The sequence below is a fragment of the Arenimonas malthae CC-JY-1 genome (assembly GCF_000747075.1).
GTDB classification, from domain to species: Bacteria; Pseudomonadota; Gammaproteobacteria; order Xanthomonadales; family Xanthomonadaceae; genus Arenimonas; species Arenimonas malthae.
In genome coordinates this window covers 18963-36480 of the sequence record NZ_AVCH01000053.1, presented here as the reverse complement: position 1 = coordinate 36480, position 17518 = coordinate 18963, and the positions used below count along the sequence as shown (strand labels likewise).

The window sequence follows — 17518 nt, the reverse complement described above, 5'->3', positions numbered from 1 at the left end:
GCCTCGCGCAAGCCGCCTGAACGGCGACCGAAAGCGCGGCCGGCGCCATCACCGCATGTTAACTTCGGCGGCACGCCCCTTGCAGGAGCACGCCATGGCCCACCCCCTTACCGGACCGCTGGTCGGCTTCGCCTCCCGGCTGCGCTTCCCCACCCTGTTCAAGCTCACGCTCGTGCTGATGCTCGTCAGCTGGCTCTGGCCCTTCGACCCCCTGCCCTTCATCGACGAGATCGTGACGGCGCTGGCGACCCTGGTGCTGGCCAGCTGGAAGCGCCGGGACGAGCCGCCGGCACGGCCCAAGGGCCAGGTCATCGACGGTGAAGCCCGGCGCGAATGAACCTGCTGTACGACAGCCACTGCCACCTCGACGCGTCCGAATTCGACCCGGATCGCGACGCCGTGCTGGCCCGGGCGCGTTCCGCGGGCGTCACCCGGCAACTGGTGCCGGCGGTGGACCGCGCCAGCTGGCCGGCCATCCGGACGCTGTGCGCGGCCGACCCGGGCCTGCGCCCGGCCTATGGCCTGCACCCGATGTTCCTCGACCGCCACCAGCCCGAAGACCTCGACGCGCTGGCCGAATGGCTGGCCCGCGAGCGCCCCGCCGCGGTGGGCGAATGCGGGCTGGATTTTTTCGTCGAGGGCCTGGACCCGGAGGCGCAGCGCCGGTACTTCCGGCGCCAGCTGGAACTGGCGCGTGAATTCGACCTGCCCGTGGTGCTGCACGCGCGCCGCGCCGTGGACGAGGTGATCGCCTCGCTGCGGCGGATCGGCGGCCTGCGCGGCGTGGTGCACAGCTGGTCGGGCAGCGAGGAACAGGCGCGGCAGTTGTTCGGCCTGGGTTTCCACCTGGGCATCGGCGGCCCGGTCACCTTCGAGCGCGCCCGGCGCCTGCGCCGCACCGTGGCGACGATGCCGATCGAATGGCTGCTGCTGGAAACCGACGCGCCGGACCAGCCCGACGCCGCCCACCGCGGCGAGCGCAACGAACCCGCCCGCCTGCCGAACGTGCTGGCCGCGGTGGCCGCATTGCGCGGCGAAACGCCGGAATCCGTGGCTGCCGCGACGGCCGCCAACGCCGAACGCCTGTTCGGCTAGCGAACGCCCGGCCGGGCCTCAGCCCGCCCTGGCCTTGAGGATGAGCTCCAACGCCTTGCCCGCCATCGCGAAACCGAAGGTGCCGGTGACGTGCGTGGCCGCGCCCAGACCGGCGCCGCAGTCGAGCTTGAGCGCCGCATCGGCGCCCACCTGCGGCCGCACGCCGCAAACGCTGCCGTCGGCCTGCGGGTATTTCACGTTTTCCAGCGAGTAAACCGCCGGCACGCCGAAGTATCGGTCCGGGTTGCGCGGGAAGTTGAAGTCGGCGCGCAGGCGCTTGCGCACCAGGGCCAGCATGGCGTCGTGTTCGGTGCGCGAGAGGTCGCGCACGCGCACCAGGGTGGGGTCGGTGCGGCCGCCGGCCGAACCGCAGACCACCAGCGGCAGCTTCCGGCGGCGGCACCAGGCGACCATCTCGAGCTTGCTTTTCAGGCTGTCGCAGGCGTCGAGCACGACGTCGTGGCCGCGGTCGAGCAGCGTTTCGAGGTTGGCCGACACCAGGAACTGCGGCACCACCTCGACCTCGATGCCGGGGTTGATGGCGCGGCAGCGCTCGGCCAGCACCTCGCCCTTGTTGCGGCCGAACTGGCCCTCGAGCGCGTGCAGCTGGCGGTTGGTGTTGCTGACGCAGACCTCGTCGGCGTCGACCAGCACCAGCCGGCCCACGCCGCTGCGCGCCAGCGATTCCACCGCCCAGGAACCCACGCCGCCCAGGCCGACGACGCAGACCTGCGCCCGGGCCAGCCGCTGCGCCGCGCCGCGGCCATAAAGCCGGTCGATGCCGGCGAATCGGGAAGAAACCATGGCGCCATTCTACCCGTCGCCCGGTCGGCGGGAGTTCAGGTGCGGGCGCCTAGGTTCGGACGCGAGTTCCCGTCCCCAGGAGATCGCCATGAAGACCCCCCTGCTGATCGCCGCCGCCCTCGCCCTCACCCTGTCCGCCTGCGCCAGCCAGCCGCGCTCGTCGGGTTACGGCTACGACCGTGGCTACGGTTATTCCGAGCCGCGGCGCTGTTACGACTGTGGCCGCGTCGAGCGCATCGAGGTGGTCTACGGCGCCCGCGAAAACAGCCGCACCGGCGCCATCCTGGGCGGCATCGTCGGTGCCGTGGCCGCGCGCGAGATCCCCAAGCACGGCAGCCAGGGCAACAAGAACACCGCCACGGTGGCCGGCGCCGTCGCCGGCGCGGTGGCCGGCAACGCCATCGAGAACAAGGTCAACGAGCAGACCTACGACGTGCACGTGCGCATGGACGACGGCCGCCTCGTGGTGATCAACCGCAACAGCCTGGGCAACGGCATCCGCGAGGGCGCCTACGTGCGCGTGGACGGCACCCGCATCATCCCGCTGCGCTGAGCCTGCTGCCCGCGAAAGACCGCCGTGCTATCGTCGCGGCGGTCTTTTTTCGCCCGGAGCCCGTGCATGCGTTCCCTGATCCTGGTCCTGGTCGGCCTGTTCGTCGGCGCCGCCGCCACCCTCATCGCCATGAACGCCCTGCGCCAGGGCACGGCCTACCCCAACGGCGTGATGGCCGTGATGTCGGCGCAGATGAAGGGCCTGGACCAGTCGCTCAAGCAGAACCGCTGCGCCGCCACTGACCTGACCCCGCGCCTGCAGTCGCTGCGCCACCTGGCCAACGACCTCGAGCCGGCCTTCCTGCCCACCCAGGACGACGAGCGCTTCACCCAGCATTCCACCGTGCTGCGCGCTTCGCTCGACGCCGCGCTGGCGACGCCGCCGGCCGACTGCGCCGCCGCGGGCGTGGCCATCAACCGCATCCAGAACGGCTGCCAGGCCTGCCACCGCGACTTCAAGGGCTGAGCAGCCACTCCGCGACCACCGGCGCCACGGCGCCGGGTTCGCGCATCCAGCGGAAGTGGTCGGACCGGGCGCCGAGCCGCGCGTCGTCGAACAGCTCCCACCGGCGTGGGCCCGCGCCCAGCTTGGCCACCAGCCCCTGCAGCGAGGCCTCGGGCACGAACCAGTCGTGCAGGAAGCGCAGCGCCAGCACCGGCACCGCCAGCTCGCGCAAACGCGCCTCCAGCGGACGCCCGGTGCCGTAACCGGAGTAAACGCCGGTACGCACGGTGCTGGCCCAGTCGCGCATCAGCTGGCCCGCCTCGCGGCCGGCGAACCCGAGGCGATGGCCGGGGTAATAACCCGCCGCCCGCGTCAGCGGCGGCAGCAGGCGCGCGAACGCCGAGATCAGCACGCGCTCCCAGGCCGGGAAGGTGCGCGCGTCCGGCACGCCGGTGGCGACCAGGACCAGGCCGGCGCAGCGCGCGGGCGACAGCGCCGCGGCCATCGCGGCGAACTGGCCGCCCAGGCTGTGCCCGCCGAAGCGCCAGCGCAGCGCGGGGTCGAGCGCGGCCACGCTGGCCGGCAGGTCCTGGCCGAGCAATTCGGCATAACCCCAGTCCACGCCACGCCGGGCCCGCAGCGCGCTGCCGCCGATGCCGCGCCACTCGTGCACCGCCACCGCCACGCCCGCCTGCGCCAGCGTCGCGGCGAAGCGGTCATACTTCTGCGCGGGCACGCCCAGCGCGGGAACCCACAGCAGCCCCGCGCGTGCGCCGGGCGGCGAAAACACGCGCAGCGGGAAACGATGGCCATCGGCGGCGACGAGCGGGGTTTCGACGGGAAGCATGGCCATGCCGGCAACGGTGGGAGCGAAAGCATAACGGGCGCGCCGCGCCGGCGGCAGGGCGAATCACGCCACCTGCACGTGGTCGCGACGCACGGTTGACGCCGCCGCGACCTCGCCACGACACGCCGCGCGCAATGCTGCGCCGGTGCCCTCTCCCCCGGCACCCAACCCAGGAGAAACCCATGACCCTGCTGCGCAAGTCCCTGCTCGCCCTGCTGATCTCCGGCGTCGTCGCCACCCCGGCCCTCGCCGGCCACCACAACGAGGCCAAGCCGGCCGGCACCATCGTCGACGTCGCCGCCGGCAACGCCGACTTCGAAACCCTGGTCGCCGCGGTCAAGGCCGCCGGCCTGGTCGAGACGCTCAGCGGCGAAGGCCCGTTCACCGTGTTCGCGCCCACCGACGACGCGTTCGCCAAGCTGCCGGCCGGCACCCTCGAGGACCTGCTCAAGCCCGAGAACAAGGACAAGCTCGTCGCCATCCTGACCTACCACGTGGTCGCCGGTAAGGTGAAGGCCGCCGACGTGGTCAAGCTCGACACCGCCACCACCGTCAACGGGCAGGCCGCCGACATCACCGTGGAAGGCAGCACCGTGAAGGTGGACAACGCCACCGTCACCGCCACCGACATCGCCGCCAGCAATGGGGTGATCCACGTCATCGACACCGTCATCCTGCCGGACTGATCCCCCGCTCCCTGCGTTCCCAGGACGGCCCGCTTCGGCGGGCCGTCTGCTTGTTATGCTCCGGCCATGGACCTGATCACGACCTACTACGTGGTGGCCGGCGCGCTCATCGTCGTGGGCCTGCTGGGTACGATCCTGCCCGTGCTGCCGGGCTTGCCCGTGATGTACGCGGGCATGGTGCTGGCCGCCTGGGCCGGCGGCTTCCAGCACATCGGCGGCTGGACGCTGGCCGTGCTCGGCGTGCTGGTGCTGCTGTCGATCGCCGTGGACCTGCTGGCCAGCATCGCCGGCGCGCGCCGCGTGGGCGCGTCGAACAAGGGCGTGTTCGGCGCCGGCGTCGGCGGTTTCGTCGGCATCTTCTTCGGGCTGCCCGGCCTGGTGGCCGGGCCCTTCCTGGGCGCCGCGCTGGGCGAAGTGGCGCACGGCCGCGAGTGGAAACACGCCTCGAAGATTGGCTTCGGCACCTGGGTCGGCCTGCTGCTTGGCGCCATCTTCAAGCTCGGGCTGGCCTTCGCCATGCTCGCGCTGTTCGGCCTGGCGCTGCTGGTCGACTGAACCTCAGGACTGCAGTTCGCGCAGCGTCACCGACGGCGGCGCGTTCACCACCCGCCGCGTCGCCCACATGCCCGCCACCAGCGCGGCCAGCATGCCCGCCGCGCCGCCGGTGGCCGCCAGTGCCCAGTCCGGGCTCCACGGCAGTTCGAACACCTGCCGCGCCACCACGCCGGCCAGCACCGACGCGGCGATGGCCGCCACCAGCCCCGAGAGCAGGCCGATGGCCGCGAATTCGGAGGCCTGCGCCAGCCGCAGCTGGCGGCCGCGGCCGCCCAGCACGCGCATCACGCCGCCCTCGAGCAGGCGCTCGTCCTGGCTGGCGCTCACCGCCGCCAGCAACACCAGCAGGCCCGCCACCAGCGAGAAGGCGAACACCGCCTCCACCACCGTGGACACCTGCTCCACCGTGCCGCGCACCTGGGCCAGCACCGCGTCCACGTCGATCACCGACAGGTTCGGGAAGGCCGACACCAGTTCGGCGGTGAAACGCGTCTTCTCCGGCGCCACCTTCACCGCGGTGATGAAGCTGCCCGAATACCCGTCGAGCGAACCGGGCGAGCCGAGCACGAAGAAGTTCGGACGGAAGCTTTCCCAGTCCACGCGGCGCAGGCTGGTGATGCGGCCTGAGTAGCGCGCGCCGGCGATGTCGAACGCCACCTCGTCGCCGACCTTCCAGCCCAGGGATTCGGCGAATTCCTCCTCCACCGACAGCTCGGGCGAGGCCGGCACGCCGGTCCAGAATTCACCCGAGGTGACCACGTTGTCCGCGCGCAGCGTTTCGGCCACCGACAGGTTGAACTCGCGCTCGGCCATGCGCCGGGCGCGGCTGCCTTCCTCGTAATTGGCGCCGCTGGCCGGCTGGCCGTTCACCTCGCTCAGGCGGGCGCGGATCATCGGGAACAGTTCCGGCTCCGCCACGCCCTGGCCCTGTAGGAATTCGCGCACCGACGGCACCTGCTCGGGCTGCACGTTGATGATGAAGCGGTTCGGCGCGTCGGCCGGCATGGCGTCGCGCCAGCGGTCGAGCAGGTCGGTGCGCACGAAGGTGAGCAGCAGCAGGGCCATCAGGCCCAGGCCCAGCGACGACACCTGCGCGATGGACGCACCGGCGCGGCGGCTGACGTTGGCCAGGCCATAGCGCCAGGGCCCGCGCAGGCGCGAACGCAGCCGGCGCAGCAGCGCGATCAGCGCCCAGGCCAGCGCCGCCAGCACCGCCACGGTGGCCAGGATGCCCACCAGCATGGCCGTGCCCAGCGTCGCCGAACCGGCCTTCCACCACAGCAGCGCGGCCAGGCCGGCCAGTCCCGCCACCGCCACCACCCAAGCGCTGGGTTCGGTGGGGTCGAGGTCGCGGCGCAGCACGCGCAGCGCCGGCACCCGGCGCAGGGCCAGCACCGGCGGCACGCCGAAGGCCAGCAGCACCGTCAGGCCCACGCCCAGGCCTTCCAGCGCCGGGCGCCAGCTGGCACCGGGAATGGAAAGCTTCAGGGCCTCCTGCAGCCAATCGGCCACCAGCCACTGCAGGCCGAACGCCAGCGCCACGCCGATGCCGCTGCCGAGCAGGCCGAGCAGCAGCAACTCGCCCACGTGGATGCCGACCAGCGTGGACTGGCTGGCGCCGAGGCAGCGCATCACCGCCGATCCCTGCAGGTGGCGGGCGCTGTGCCGGCGCGCGGCCATGGCCACCGCCACCGCCGCCAGCACCACCGAAATGAGCGCGGCGAGGCCGAGGAAACGGTCGGCGCGGTCGAGCGCACGGCGGATCTCCGGGCGCGCCTCGCCGGCGGTTTCCAGCCGCTGGCCGCGGCCGAGGTTGTCGCGCGCGAACGCCGTGAATTTCTCCACCGCGCCCGCCTCGCCCGCCACCACCAGACGGTAGGTGATGCGGCTGCCTTCCTGCACCAGGCCGGTGGCCGGCAGGTCGTCGAGGTTGATGAACACGCGCGGCGCGGTGTTGAAATAATCGAGCGCGGCGTCCGGCTCCTGCACCACCAGGGCGGCGAGGCGCAGCTCGCGGGTGCCGATGCCGATGGTGTCGCCCACCTTCGCGTCCAGCGCGTCGGCGCCGGCGCGGCTTAGCCACAGCGTGCCCGGCGCCGGCACGTCCGGTGCATCGGATTCGGGGCCGCCGGCGCGTTCCTGGATGCGGAAGCGCCCGCGCAGCGGGAAGCCCTTGCCCATGGCCTTGAGGTCGCCGAGCTTGAGCGATTCGCCCGCGCGCACCATGGTGGCGAAGGACAGTGTCTGTGCCTGCGCCAGGCCGGGCGCCTGCGCGGCCTCGAGCAGGGCTTCGCCGATGGGCTCGTCGGCGCGCAGCACCACGTCGCCGCCGAGCAGGCGGTTGGCTTCCAGCGCCAGCGCGCGTTCGGCGCGGTCGGTGACGAAACCCACCGAGCACACCGCCATCACCGCCAGCACCAGCGCGGCCAGCAGGATGCGCACGTCGCCCGACGCCAGGTCGCGGCGCAGCTGGCGCCAGGCCAGGCCGGCCCACTTCATGCCGACACCAGCCGGCCGGAATCCAGGCGCAGCACGCGGCTGCAGCGCGCGGCCAGGTGCTCGTCGTGGGTCACCAGCACCAGGGTGGTGCCGGCCTCGCGGTTGAGCTTGAACAGCAGTTCGATGATGGCCTGGCCGGTGCGGGTGTCGAGGTTGCCGGTGGGCTCGTCGGCGAACAGCACCGAGGGCCGGGTGACGAAGGCGCGGGCCAGGGCCACGCGCTGCTGCTCGCCGCCGGAAAGCTGGCGCGGGTAATGGCCCAGGCGCTCGGCCAGGCCCACCTGGCCCAGGATGGCGCGGGCCGGGCCTTCGGCGTCGTCGTCGCCGCGCAGTTCCAGCGGCAGCATCACGTTCTCCAGCGCGGTCAGCGAGGGCAGCAGCTGGAAGCTCTGGAACACGAAGCCCACCTTCTCGCCGCGGACGCGGGCGCGGCCGTCCTCGTCAAGCCGCGAAAGCGGTTCGCCGTCGAGCCGCACCTCGCCGTCGCTGGGCACGTCCAGGCCCGCCAGCAGCGACAGCAACGTGCTCTTGCCTGAACCGGAGGCACCGACAATCGCGACCGCTTCACCCCTTGGAATGGTAAAACCAACCCCGTCGAGGATGGTCAGGTCGCCCGAGGGCAGCGGCACGCGCTTGCCGAGGCGCTCCACGTGCAGGGCGTCGCGCTGGTTGGCGTGCGTTCCGGGACTGTCGGCCATGGTGTCCTCAATTCAAAGGTCAGGAGTCGGGTGCATGAATACACGATATGGAGCATGGCGCACCGGGGTTCAACGGGGAGTCATGGCCCTACTGATGGCACTGGTGGCGCTGGCGCCGGCAATGGCCCTGGCCGCCGAACGCAAGGTGCTCGTGATGGGCGATTCGCTCTCGGCCGCCTACAACCTGGCCCCGGAACAGGGCTGGGTGGCGCTGCTGGGCAAGAAACTTCAGACGAGCCACCCGGGCTGGACCGTCGCCAACGCCAGCATCAGCGGCGAAACCACCGCCGGCGGCGCCAGCCGCATCGCCGCGGAACTGGCCCGGCACCGGCCGGCCGTGGTGGTGATCGAGCTCGGTGCCAATGACGGCCTGCGCGGCCTGGACCTGGCCCAGACCCGCGCCAACCTCGAGCGCATGATCACCGCCGCCAAGCAGGCCGGCGCCCGCGTGCTGCTGGTGGGCATGCGGCTGCCGCCGAACTACGGCCCGCAGTACACCCAGGGCTTCGAGCGCAACTACGCCGAACTGGCCAAGGCGCACGGCGCCGCCCTGCTGCCCTTCCTGCTCGAGCCCATCGCCACCGAGCGCGAGGCCTTCCAGGCCGACAACCTGCACCCCGTCGCCGAGGCGCAGCCGCGCCTGCGCGACCACGTGTGGCCGGCGCTCGAGCCGCTGCTGCGCTGAATCCATTTCGTCCACGACACCGGAGCCCGCCCATGAAGACTCCCCTCGCCCTCCTGCTCGCCGTCGCCATCACCGGCTGCGGCGCCCGTGGCGCGGCCGAAGCCGCCAGCCAGTTCCCCAGCGAAAAGGGCACGATCGAAGTCAGCACCGTGGCCGAGGGCCTGGAGCACCCCTGGGGCCTGGCCTTCCTGCCCGACGGCCGCAAGCTCGTCACCGAGCGCCCGGGCCGCCTGCGCATCGTGGACCCGGACGGCAAGCTGTCGGCGCCGGTGCAGGGCGTGCCCGAGGTGTGGGCGCGCGGCCAGGGCGGCCTGCTCGACGTGGCCGTGGACCCGGAGTTCGCGAAAACGCCGTGGATCTACCTCAGCTTCTCCGAACCCGGCGACGGCGGCGCCGGCACCGCCGTGGCCCGCGGCAAGCTCGTGGACGGCGCGCTGCAGGACGTGTCGGTGATCTTCCGGCAGCTCCCCAAGCTCGACGCCGGCCAGCACTTCGGCTCGCGCCTGGTGTTCGACCGCGAGGGCCGCCTGTACGTGACCAGCGGCGACCGCGGCAACTGGGACAACCCGCAGCTGCTGGACAAGGGCCAGGGCAAGATCTTCCGCATCGAACGCGACGGCTCCATCCCCGCCGACAATCCCTACGCCGGCCGCGAGGACGCCCTCCCGGCCATCTGGTCCTACGGCCACCGCAACGTGCAGGGTGCGGCGCTGCACCCGCAGACCGGCAAGCTCTGGCAGACCGAGCACGGCGCCCGCGGCGGCGACGAACTCAACGTGCCGGCGCCGGGCAAGAACTACGGCTGGCCGGTGATCACGCTGGGCGTGAACTACAGCGGCGCGCCCATCGGTTCGGGCAAGGCCGAGATGGAAGGCATGGAGCAGCCCATCCACCACTGGACGCCGTCGATCGCGCCCAGCGGCCTGGCCTTCTACACCGCCGACCGCTTCCCGGCCTGGCGGGGCAACCTGTTCGTCGGCGCCCTCGCCTTCCAGCGCGTGGTGCGCCTCGAGCTCGACGGCGAGAAGGTGGTGCACGAGGAAGCGCTGCTCACCGACCTGGGCGAGCGCATCCGCGACGTGCGCCAGGGCCCGGACGGCTTCCTGTACCTGCTCACCGACGCGCCCAAGGGCAAGCTGCTGCGCGTCGGGCTGGCCGCCGCGAAGTAAGGCCGCGGCTCAGGCCTCGCCGCGCGCCAGCGCGCGCAGCGAGGCGAATTCATGCACGAAGCGGCCGGGCGCATCGCCTTGCCGCAGCAACGCCACCGCCGCGGCCGCGACGTCCGCGGCGGCGATGGCGCGGTAGCGGCACAGGCTGCCCAGCAGCAGCGGATTGGCCAGCGGCGCCAGCCGCTGGCCCAGGCCTTCCGCGAACCGCCGCTCGGCGCGTTCGCCCAGCAGCAGGCCCGGGCGCAGCAGGTCCAGCCGCTCGAAACCCAGCTCGGCCAGGCCGCGTTCGGCCTCGCCCTTCACCCGCAGGTAGAAATTTCCCGACTGGGCGCTGGCGCCGACCGAGGACACCAGGATGGCGTGGCGCGCGCCGAGCCGGCGGGCCACTTCGCCCAGCCGCAGCACCAGCTCGCGGTCCACGGCGAGGAAGGCTTCGCGGGAACCCGCCTGCCTGAGCGTGGTGCCCAGGCAGCAGACGTAGGCCGCCAACCTTGGCGCCAGCGCGGCTACCTGCGGCCCCAGCACGTCCACGCCGGCCGACAGGTCGGTGGCCAGCACGGACAGCCGCGGATGCGTGCGGGCCAACGGCCGCCGCACCGGTGCCACGACCCGGGGGCCGTCGGCACCGGCCAGGGCCAGCGACAGCACGCCGCCGCCGACCAGGCCGGTGGCGCCGGCCAGCAGCACGGCGCCCGCGGGCGTCACGGGCTCAGGCCCACTCGGTCAGGCCTTCGCGCTCGTAAAGCAGGCGGAAGCTCGGACGCGCCTTCATGCGCTGGGCCAGCGCGCCGAGCTGCGGCCAGTCGGTGGCTGGGCGCGGCATGTTGCGCGACCAGCGCATCAGCATGGCCAGCAGGAAATCCGCCGCGCTCACCGACGGACCGAGCAGGTAGGGCCCGCGCTTGGCCAGGTGCGCTTCGATGTGCTCCCAGCAGGCCTCGATGCGTTCGCGGGCGCGCGTTTTCGCGGCCTCGGCATGGGCCTCGCCCGCGGCCTCGTTCGGGTAGAACCAGGTGCGGAAGGCCGGCTGCAGGGTGTTGGCCAGGTGCAGCACCCACTGGTAATAGCGCGCCCGTTCGATGCTGCCCGGCTCCGGCGCCAGGCCGAAGTTCGGGTGGGCGTCGGCCAGGTGCAGCACCAGCGCCGCGGCTTCGGACACGGGCTCGCCGTGGATCAGCAGGGTCGGCACCACGCCGTGGGGGTTGAGGGCCAGGTATTCGGGGCGCTTGTGCTCGCCGGCGGCGAGGTCGAGCTTGCGCAGCTCGTGTTTGGCGCCGATCTCGAGCAGCAGCCAGTGCACGACCAGGCTGGCCGCGCCGGGGGAGTAGTACAGGGTGTACATGCCGGCTTCCATGCTAGGGGATTCCCTGAAGCATACGATGGGCGGCGCGCCAAAAGAAAAGCCCCGGGCGTCTCCACCCGGGGCTTCGCTCAATCCGTGAGGATTGGATTACATGGGCTGCACTTCGTCAGCCTGCATGCCCTTCTGGCCCTTGACGAGCTTGAAGGAGACCTTCTGGCCTTCCTGCAGGGACTTGAAGCCGGTGCCCTGGATGGAACGGAAGTGGACGAACACGTCCTCACCGTTCTCGCGGCTGATGAAGCCGAAGCCCTTGGCGTCATTGAACCACTTCACGGTACCGATCTGACGATCCGACATAACTAACTCCTTGAAACATATAGAAAGTATCGCTGACGGGAACATCCCGCCGCGCGACTGGGGTTGCAAGGAGAGCGAGGTGAAAAGATGTAGCGGATCGATGGATCTACCGCATCAGGCCACGATTCACAGTGACCCTTCGCAAACACAGTCGGGGGCACCCTACACCTTTCCGGGGAAGAATGCCAATGGTTTCGGTGGCTTGGCCGCCGGGGCGGCCAAACCGGGTGGGGACCGTTCAGGCCCGGGCGGCGCCGTTCAGTCCAGGACCACCGGGATCTTGCCGATCCGGGACTGCCACTCGCGCGGACCGGTGCGGTGCACCGACTCGCCGGCCGAGTCCACGGCCACCGTGACCGGCATGTCCTGGACCTCGAACTCGTAGATGGCCTCCATGCCCAGGTCGGCGAAGCCCACCACCCGGGCGCCCTTGATGGCCTTGGACACCAGGTAGGCGGCGCCGCCCACGGCCATGAGGTAGACCGAACGGTGCTTGCGGATGGCCTCGATGGCGGCCGGGCCGCGCTCGGCCTTGCCCACCATGCCCATCAGGCCGGTCTGGTCCAGGACCTGCTCGGTGAACTTGTCCATGCGGGTGGCGGTGGTCGGACCGGCCGGGCCCACCACTTCGTCGCGCACCGGGTCGACCGGGCCGACGTAGTAGATGAAGCGGCCGCGCAGATCCACCGGCAGCGGCTCGCCCTTGTTGAGCATGTCCACCATGCGCTTGTGGGCGGCGTCGCGGCCGGTGAGCAGCTTGCCGTTGAGCAGCAGCACTTCGCCCGGCTTCCAGCTGGCCACCTCGTCGCGGGTGACGGTGTCGAGGTCGACCCGGCGGCCCTTGGAGGCGTCGTAGGTCAGCTTCGGCCAGTCTTCCAGCGAAGGCGGATCGAGCTGCACCGGGCCGCTGCCGTCGAGGGTGAAGTGCGCATGCCGGGTGGCGGCGCAGTTCGGGATCATGGCCACCGGCAGGTTGGCGGCGTGGGTCGGGTAGTCCTTCACCTTGATGTCGAGCACGGTGGTCAGGCCGCCCAGGCCCTGGGCGCCGATGCCGAGCGCATTGACCTTCTCGTACAGCTCCAGCCGCAGCTCCTCGGCGCGGTTGGACGGGCCGCGGGCCTGCAGGTCGGTGATGTCGATGGGCTCCATCAGGGCTTCCTTCGCCAGCAGCATGGCCTTTTCGGCGGTGCCGCCGATGCCGATGCCGAGCATGCCCGGCGGGCACCAGCCGGCGCCCATGGTCGGCACGGTCCTGAGCACCCAGTCCACGATCGAATCGGAGGGGTTGAGCATGGCGAACTTCGACTTCGCCTCGCTGCCGCCGCCCTTGGCCGCGACGATCACGTCCACGGTGTCGCCCGGGACGACCTTCATGTTCACCACCGCGGGGGTGTTGTCCTTCGTATTCGTGCGCTTGCCGGCCGGGTCGGCCAGCACGCTGGCGCGCAGCTTGTTGTCGGGGTGGTTGTAGGCGCGGCGCACGCCTTCGTTCACCATGTCCTCGATGCCCAGGGTGGCGTCGGGCCAGGTCACGCCCATGCCGATTTCCAAGAAGACCGTGACGATGCCGGTGTCCTGGCAGATCGGGCGGTGGCCCTCGGCGCACATGCGCGAGTTGATCAGGATCTGGGCGATCGCGTCCTTCGCGGCCGGCGACTGCTCGCGCTCGTAGGCGGCGGCGAGGTTCCGGATGTAGTCGACCGGGTGGTAGTACGAGATGTACTGCAGTGCGTCGGCGACCGACTGGATGAAGTCTTCCTGCTTGATCTGGCTCACGGCGGGCGTTGGGATGGCGGGGAAGCCGCCATTTTACCCCGCCGGTTCCCCATGTAGGAGCGGCTTCAGCCGCGAGGCCTTTCGCGAAGGGCTTCGCGGCTGAAGCCGCTCCTACTCGAGCGCCTGCCAGCGGGCGTAGGCCTGCTCCAGCTCGGCCTGGAGCGCGGCCAGGCGGGCATTGGCGGCGGTGACTTCCTCGGCCGGCTGGCGGTAGAACGCAGGGTCCTGGATGCGGGCGGTGAGCGCGGCGATCTCGCCGTCCAGCGCCTCGATGCGGGCCGGCAGTTCGTCCAGCTCGCGCTGCTCCTTGTAGCTGAGCTTGCGCTTGGCGGGCGCGGCCGGCGCGGGCGCCGGGGCCGGCTTGGGCGTGGGCGCCACCTGCGGCGTCAGCCGCGGCGACGCGGCGTTGGCCGCGGCGATGCGGGCCGCCATCGGCCGCTGGCGCAGCCAGTCGCTGTAACCGCCGACGTAATCGCCGACGCGGCCGTTGCCTTCCATCACCAGCGAGCTGGTGACCACGTTGTCGATGAACTCGCGGTCGTGCGAAACCAGGATCAGGGTGCCGGGGTAGTCGATGAGCAGCTCTTCCAGCAGCTCCAGCGTCTCGACGTCGAGGTCGTTGGTCGGTTCGTCCATCACCAGCACGTTCGAGGGCTTGGCGAACAGCTTGGCCAGCAGCAGGCGGTTGCGTTCGCCGCCGCTGAGCTTGGTGATCGGCGCCAGCGCGCGTTCGGGGCTGAACAGGAAATCCTGCAGGTAGCCCATCACGTGCTTGCGGGCACCGTTGATCTCGATGAACTCGCGGCCCTCGGAGACGTTGTCGAGCGCGTTCCAGTCCTCGCGCAGCGCGCCGCGCAGCTGGTCGAAGAACGCGATCTCGAGGTTGGTGCCGGTGCGGATCTCGCCCGCCGTGGGCTGCAGCTGGCCCAGCAGCAGCTTGAGCAGGGTGGTCTTGCCCGAGCCGTTGGGGCCGATCAGGCCGACCTTGTCGCCGCGCTGGATGACGGTGCTGAAGCCCTTGACCAGCACGCGGTCGCCATAGGCGAAATCCACGTCCTTGGCCTCGAACACGCGCCTGCCGGACTTGTCGGCCGACGCGGCGGCCATGCGCACGTTGCCCTGCTGCTCGCGACGCTCGGCGCGCTCGCGGCGCATGGCCTTGAGCGCGGTGACGCGGCCTTCGTTGCGGGTGCGGCGGGCCTTGATGCCCTGGCGGATCCAGACCTCTTCCTGGGCCAGCTTCTTGTCGAACAGCGCGTTGGCCTGGGCTTCGGCGTGCAGGCGCTCTTCGCGCCGGCGCAGGAAGTTGGCGTAGTCGCCGGGCCAGCTGGTGACCTGGCCGCGGTCGATCTCGAGGATGCGGGTGGCCAGGTTGCGCAGGAACTGGCGGTCGTGGGTGACGAAGACGACGCTGCCGCCGAAGTTCTTCAGGAACTCCTCGAGCCAGGCGATCGATTCGATGTCCAGGTGGTTGGTGGGCTCGTCGAGCAGCAGCACGTCGGGCGCGGCCACCAGGGCCTGGGCCAGCAGCACGCGGCGCTTCATGCCGCCCGACAGGGCCGCGAAATCGGCGTCCTCGGGCAGGTCGAGCTTGCTGATCACCTGCTCGACGCGCTGCTCGATCTGCCAGCCGTTGCCGGCGTCGATGCGCGCCTGCACGTTGCCCAGCTCGACCATGTCGATGTCGGCGCCGTCGTGCAGCAGGTGGTGGTAACGCGCCAGGTCGGCGCCCAGTTCGCCCAGGCCCATGGCCACCACGTCGAACACGGTGCCCCCCAGGCCCTGCGGCACTTCCTGGGCCAGGCCGGCGATGCGGCCCTCGCGGCGAAGCACGCCGTCGTCGGGCACGATCTCGCCCGCCATCAGGCGCAGCAGGGTGGATTTTCCGGCGCCGTTGCGGCCGACGATGCAGACGCGCTCGTTCGGCTCGATCGTGAGGTTCACGGCTTCGAGCAGCAGCGGTCCGCCGACGCCGTAGTCGACGCCTTGCAGGGTGATCAGGGACATGCGGCCATTCTACCGCGCGGGCGGCCCGGCCGCCCGGGATTCAGGCGCTGCCGTGCTTGAGCCAGCGCTCGGCCATCGCCACCGAGCCGAACACGCGGCCGTGGGCGCCGCGCTCCAGGGCCAGGATTTCGCCGTGCTCCATCGCCGGCATCAACTCCACCCGGCCGACCACGAAGGCGACCTGGAGCTTGTCCATGCCCAGCGCGAAGAGGTAGTCGACGGTGAAGTTCATGTTCCGCTCGCCCTCGAAATCACCCAGGTTCTCGACCATGAGCAGCTTGCGGGCCTTGCGGCGCTGGCATTCGGCGGCAACCCGGGTCCAGTAGGCCTGGGAGATTTCCTGGCTGTCGCGCGGGCCGCTGACGGCGGCGTAGAGGTAATCGGGGCGGTCTTCGAAGACGAGGCTGATGTCGGGGGGAAGGGCGGTCACTGAAGGTCGCACGGGCACGGGGGGCCCGCATTCTACCGCGACGGCCCCGCTCAGCGCCGGCGCAGCGACAGCGTCCAGGCCACGGCAAGCACCAGCACCGCGGACGGCAGCAGCCAGGCGTGCCGGGCCAGGCTCAGGGCCGGATCCAGCGTGGCGTTGAGGATCGGATCGCCCTGCACGCCGATGTAGGCCAGGAACACCAGCGCCAGCTCGAACGGCCGCGGATTGCGGCAGGCCGCGGCCATCGCCAGGCCGGACACCGCCACGCTCGCCCCCACCACCAGCAGCGCAGCCCCCGCCAGGCCAGCGTCGCTGGCGAGGGCGCGCAGCAGCGCCGGAAGCGCTACCGCCCAGGCCAGGCCCAGCGCCATCGCCAGCCGCGCCAGCAGCACCCGCCGCCCTGCCCCGGCCGCGCTGAACACCATCGCCGTGGTGCCGGTGTCGCGCTCGCGCAGGGCGCCGCGGGCGAACACGTCCACGCACAGCAGCCAGGCCAGGATTACCGCGACCGCCTGCCCTTTCGCCGGCGCGAAGGCCTGCACGCCCCAGAGCACGGCCAGGGCCAGCCACCAGGTCAGGCGGCGCTGGCGCAGCACCAGCTTGGCTTCCGCCGCCACCAGCCGGCCCGCCGCCAAGGCCTCAAGTGGCCGCAGCAGCGCGTCCAGCCAGCGCAGGCGCAGGCCGGCACGATCTTCGGCCGCACCGGTGCGGGCCTCGCTGCGCGCTGCCGCCCAATCAAGCAGCGGCGACATGGCGACCACCGCGGCCATCGCCGCCAGCAACCACAGCGCCCGGCCAAACAGGTCCGCCGGGCGCGGCGACCAGGCGTTCCAATCGAAAGTGCCGATGCCGTCCTCCATCACGCTCATGCCGATGCTGAAGCCGCGCACGTCCAGGCCGGGCAGCGCCGTCGCCGCGTAGGCGCGGATGTCGCGCATCGCCATCGACAGGCCGCTGGGTTCGCTGACCCAGGTGCTGGCCGCCCAGGCCGACTTTTCCGGGTCCAGGTTTTCCGAGGCACCGATGAAGACGAAGATCCAAAGGAAGAAGAACAGGACGTTGCCGCCGCTGCGGCGCAGCCAGGGCAGCAGGTCGAAGAGGATGGCGAAGAAGGCCGCCAGGCCCAGGGCGGGCATGGCGAAGACGAGCGACGGCAGCGCCATCTGCCAGGGCGAGAGCGCGGCCGATTCGCCCAGGTGCCACTGCGCGGCCAGGCCGACGCACAGGCCCACGGCGATGATCGCGCCGAACACCACCATGTGGCTGGTCCATTTCGCCAGCAGGTAGGCGGGCCGTGTCATCGGCGTGGCGACCAGGAGCTGCCAGACCCGGGTCTCGAAATCGCGCGCCAGCGTGCCGCGCACGATGTAGAAGCCGAACAGCGACAGCATGCTCGCGTACATCAGGCCCAGTACCATGCCGATCCAGGCGCTGGAATAGGCGCCGCGCGAGTTGCCGATCGCCACGGTGACGTAGCCCGCCTCCATCGGCGGGAAGAAGCCCCAGGTGGCGATGGCGACGCCGGCCAGCACGACCCAGAAGCGCGTGCCGCGGCTGCGCTCGCGGAAATCCGCGCCGACGATGGCGGCGAAGCGCCGCAGCGCGTCCAT

The 17518-nt window shown here is 71.4% G+C and carries 19 protein-coding genes; 8 read left to right on the top strand and 11 right to left on the bottom strand.

Annotated elements, in window-relative coordinates:
- Nucleotides 1–94 precede the first annotated feature (94 nt).
- Together N790_RS03735 and N790_RS03730 are read left to right on the top strand one after the other, a co-directional pair.
- Nucleotides 95–337: a DUF6116 family protein gene (locus N790_RS03735; RefSeq protein WP_043800919.1), complete on the top strand. Its 243-nt coding sequence runs from the start codon at nucleotides 95–97 to the stop codon at nucleotides 335–337.
- Nucleotides 334–1095: a TatD family hydrolase gene (locus N790_RS03730; protein WP_043800917.1), complete on the top strand. Its 762-nt coding sequence runs from the start codon at nucleotides 334–336 to the stop codon at nucleotides 1093–1095. The genes N790_RS03735 and N790_RS03730 overlap by 4 nt, the downstream gene beginning before the upstream one ends.
- 18 nt (nucleotides 1096–1113) lie before the next feature.
- On the opposite strand, the gene N790_RS03725 is transcribed toward N790_RS03730, so the two are convergent.
- Complete coding sequence (locus N790_RS03725) at nucleotides 1114–1899, bottom strand: tRNA threonylcarbamoyladenosine dehydratase (protein WP_043800916.1); 786 nt, start codon at nucleotides 1897–1899, stop codon at nucleotides 1114–1116.
- A gap of 88 nt (nucleotides 1900–1987) precedes the next feature.
- Between N790_RS03725 and N790_RS03720 the strand changes: the two genes are divergently transcribed.
- Complete coding sequence (locus tag N790_RS03720) at nucleotides 1988–2452, top strand: glycine zipper 2TM domain-containing protein (protein ID WP_043800914.1); 465 nt, start codon at nucleotides 1988–1990, stop codon at nucleotides 2450–2452.
- A 66-nt stretch (nucleotides 2453–2518) separates the two neighbouring features.
- The gene (locus tag N790_RS03715) at nucleotides 2519–2917 is read left to right on the top strand and encodes a cytochrome c (RefSeq protein WP_043800912.1); all 399 of its coding nucleotides are present in this window, start codon (nucleotides 2519–2521) and stop codon (nucleotides 2915–2917) included.
- On the opposite strand, the gene N790_RS03710 is transcribed toward N790_RS03715, so the two are convergent.
- Nucleotides 2907–3743, bottom strand: coding sequence for an alpha/beta hydrolase family protein (locus N790_RS03710; RefSeq protein WP_245593737.1), 837 nt, complete (start codon nucleotides 3741–3743; stop codon nucleotides 2907–2909). The two genes, N790_RS03715 and N790_RS03710, sit on opposite strands and share 11 nt — an antisense overlap.
- A gap of 191 nt (nucleotides 3744–3934) precedes the next feature.
- Between N790_RS03710 and N790_RS03705 the strand changes: the two genes are divergently transcribed.
- Both N790_RS03705 and N790_RS03700 read left to right on the top strand, forming a co-directional pair.
- On the top strand, nucleotides 3935–4429 hold the full coding sequence (locus N790_RS03705) for a fasciclin domain-containing protein (RefSeq protein WP_211251945.1): 495 nt from the start codon (nucleotides 3935–3937) through the stop codon (nucleotides 4427–4429).
- Nucleotides 4430–4495: 66 nt separating this feature from the next.
- The gene (locus tag N790_RS03700) at nucleotides 4496–4984 is read left to right on the top strand and encodes a DUF456 domain-containing protein (protein WP_043800904.1); all 489 of its coding nucleotides are present in this window, start codon (nucleotides 4496–4498) and stop codon (nucleotides 4982–4984) included.
- Between the two features lie 3 nt (nucleotides 4985–4987).
- Here the strand turns inward: N790_RS03700 and N790_RS03695 are convergent, their stop codons facing one another.
- Both N790_RS03695 and N790_RS03690 read right to left on the bottom strand, forming a co-directional pair.
- A complete protein-coding gene (locus N790_RS03695; protein ID WP_043800901.1) occupies nucleotides 4988–7483 on the bottom strand; it encodes an ABC transporter permease in 2496 nt (831 codons plus the stop codon).
- Nucleotides 7480–8181 (bottom strand): ABC transporter ATP-binding protein, encoded by a 702-nt coding sequence (locus tag N790_RS03690; RefSeq protein WP_052385660.1) that lies wholly within the window; start codon nucleotides 8179–8181, stop codon nucleotides 7480–7482. Before N790_RS03690 ends, N790_RS03695 begins: the two co-directional genes overlap by 4 nt.
- 82 nt (nucleotides 8182–8263) lie before the next feature.
- Between N790_RS03690 and N790_RS03685 the strand changes: the two genes are divergently transcribed.
- Together N790_RS03685 and N790_RS03680 are read left to right on the top strand one after the other, a co-directional pair.
- Nucleotides 8264–8866 carry an arylesterase gene (locus N790_RS03685; protein ID WP_043800899.1) on the top strand — a complete coding sequence of 201 codons (603 nt, stop codon included), beginning with the start codon at nucleotides 8264–8266 and terminating at the stop codon, nucleotides 8864–8866.
- Between the two features lie 32 nt (nucleotides 8867–8898).
- A complete protein-coding gene (locus N790_RS03680; protein WP_043800896.1) occupies nucleotides 8899–10035 on the top strand; it encodes a PQQ-dependent sugar dehydrogenase in 1137 nt (378 codons plus the stop codon).
- A 9-nt stretch (nucleotides 10036–10044) separates the two neighbouring features.
- Here N790_RS03680 and N790_RS03675 read toward each other — a convergent pair whose 3' ends face one another.
- The 7 genes from N790_RS03675 to N790_RS03645 all read right to left on the bottom strand — a co-directional run bounded on the left by N790_RS03675 (nucleotide 10045) and on the right by N790_RS03645 (nucleotide 17518).
- Nucleotides 10045–10740: a Rossmann-fold NAD(P)-binding domain-containing protein gene (locus N790_RS03675; protein WP_043800894.1), complete on the bottom strand. Its 696-nt coding sequence runs from the start codon at nucleotides 10738–10740 to the stop codon at nucleotides 10045–10047.
- A gap of 4 nt (nucleotides 10741–10744) precedes the next feature.
- Nucleotides 10745–11377: a glutathione S-transferase family protein gene (locus N790_RS03670; protein ID WP_043800951.1), complete on the bottom strand. Its 633-nt coding sequence runs from the start codon at nucleotides 11375–11377 to the stop codon at nucleotides 10745–10747.
- A gap of 108 nt (nucleotides 11378–11485) precedes the next feature.
- A complete protein-coding gene (locus tag N790_RS03665; protein ID WP_026816018.1) occupies nucleotides 11486–11695 on the bottom strand; it encodes a cold-shock protein in 210 nt (69 codons plus the stop codon).
- A gap of 258 nt (nucleotides 11696–11953) precedes the next feature.
- On the bottom strand, nucleotides 11954–13471 hold the full coding sequence (locus N790_RS03660) for a fumarate hydratase (RefSeq protein WP_043800891.1): 1518 nt from the start codon (nucleotides 13469–13471) through the stop codon (nucleotides 11954–11956).
- 111 nt (nucleotides 13472–13582) lie between these two features.
- Complete coding sequence (locus N790_RS03655) at nucleotides 13583–15478, bottom strand: ATP-binding cassette domain-containing protein (protein ID WP_043800887.1); 1896 nt, start codon at nucleotides 15476–15478, stop codon at nucleotides 13583–13585.
- A 40-nt stretch (nucleotides 15479–15518) separates the two neighbouring features.
- The gene (locus tag N790_RS03650; RefSeq protein WP_043800885.1) at nucleotides 15519–15908 is read right to left on the bottom strand and encodes a hypothetical protein; all 390 of its coding nucleotides are present in this window, start codon (nucleotides 15906–15908) and stop codon (nucleotides 15519–15521) included.
- A 50-nt stretch (nucleotides 15909–15958) separates the two neighbouring features.
- A complete protein-coding gene (locus N790_RS03645; protein WP_043800883.1) occupies nucleotides 15959–17518 on the bottom strand; it encodes an ABC transporter permease in 1560 nt (519 codons plus the stop codon).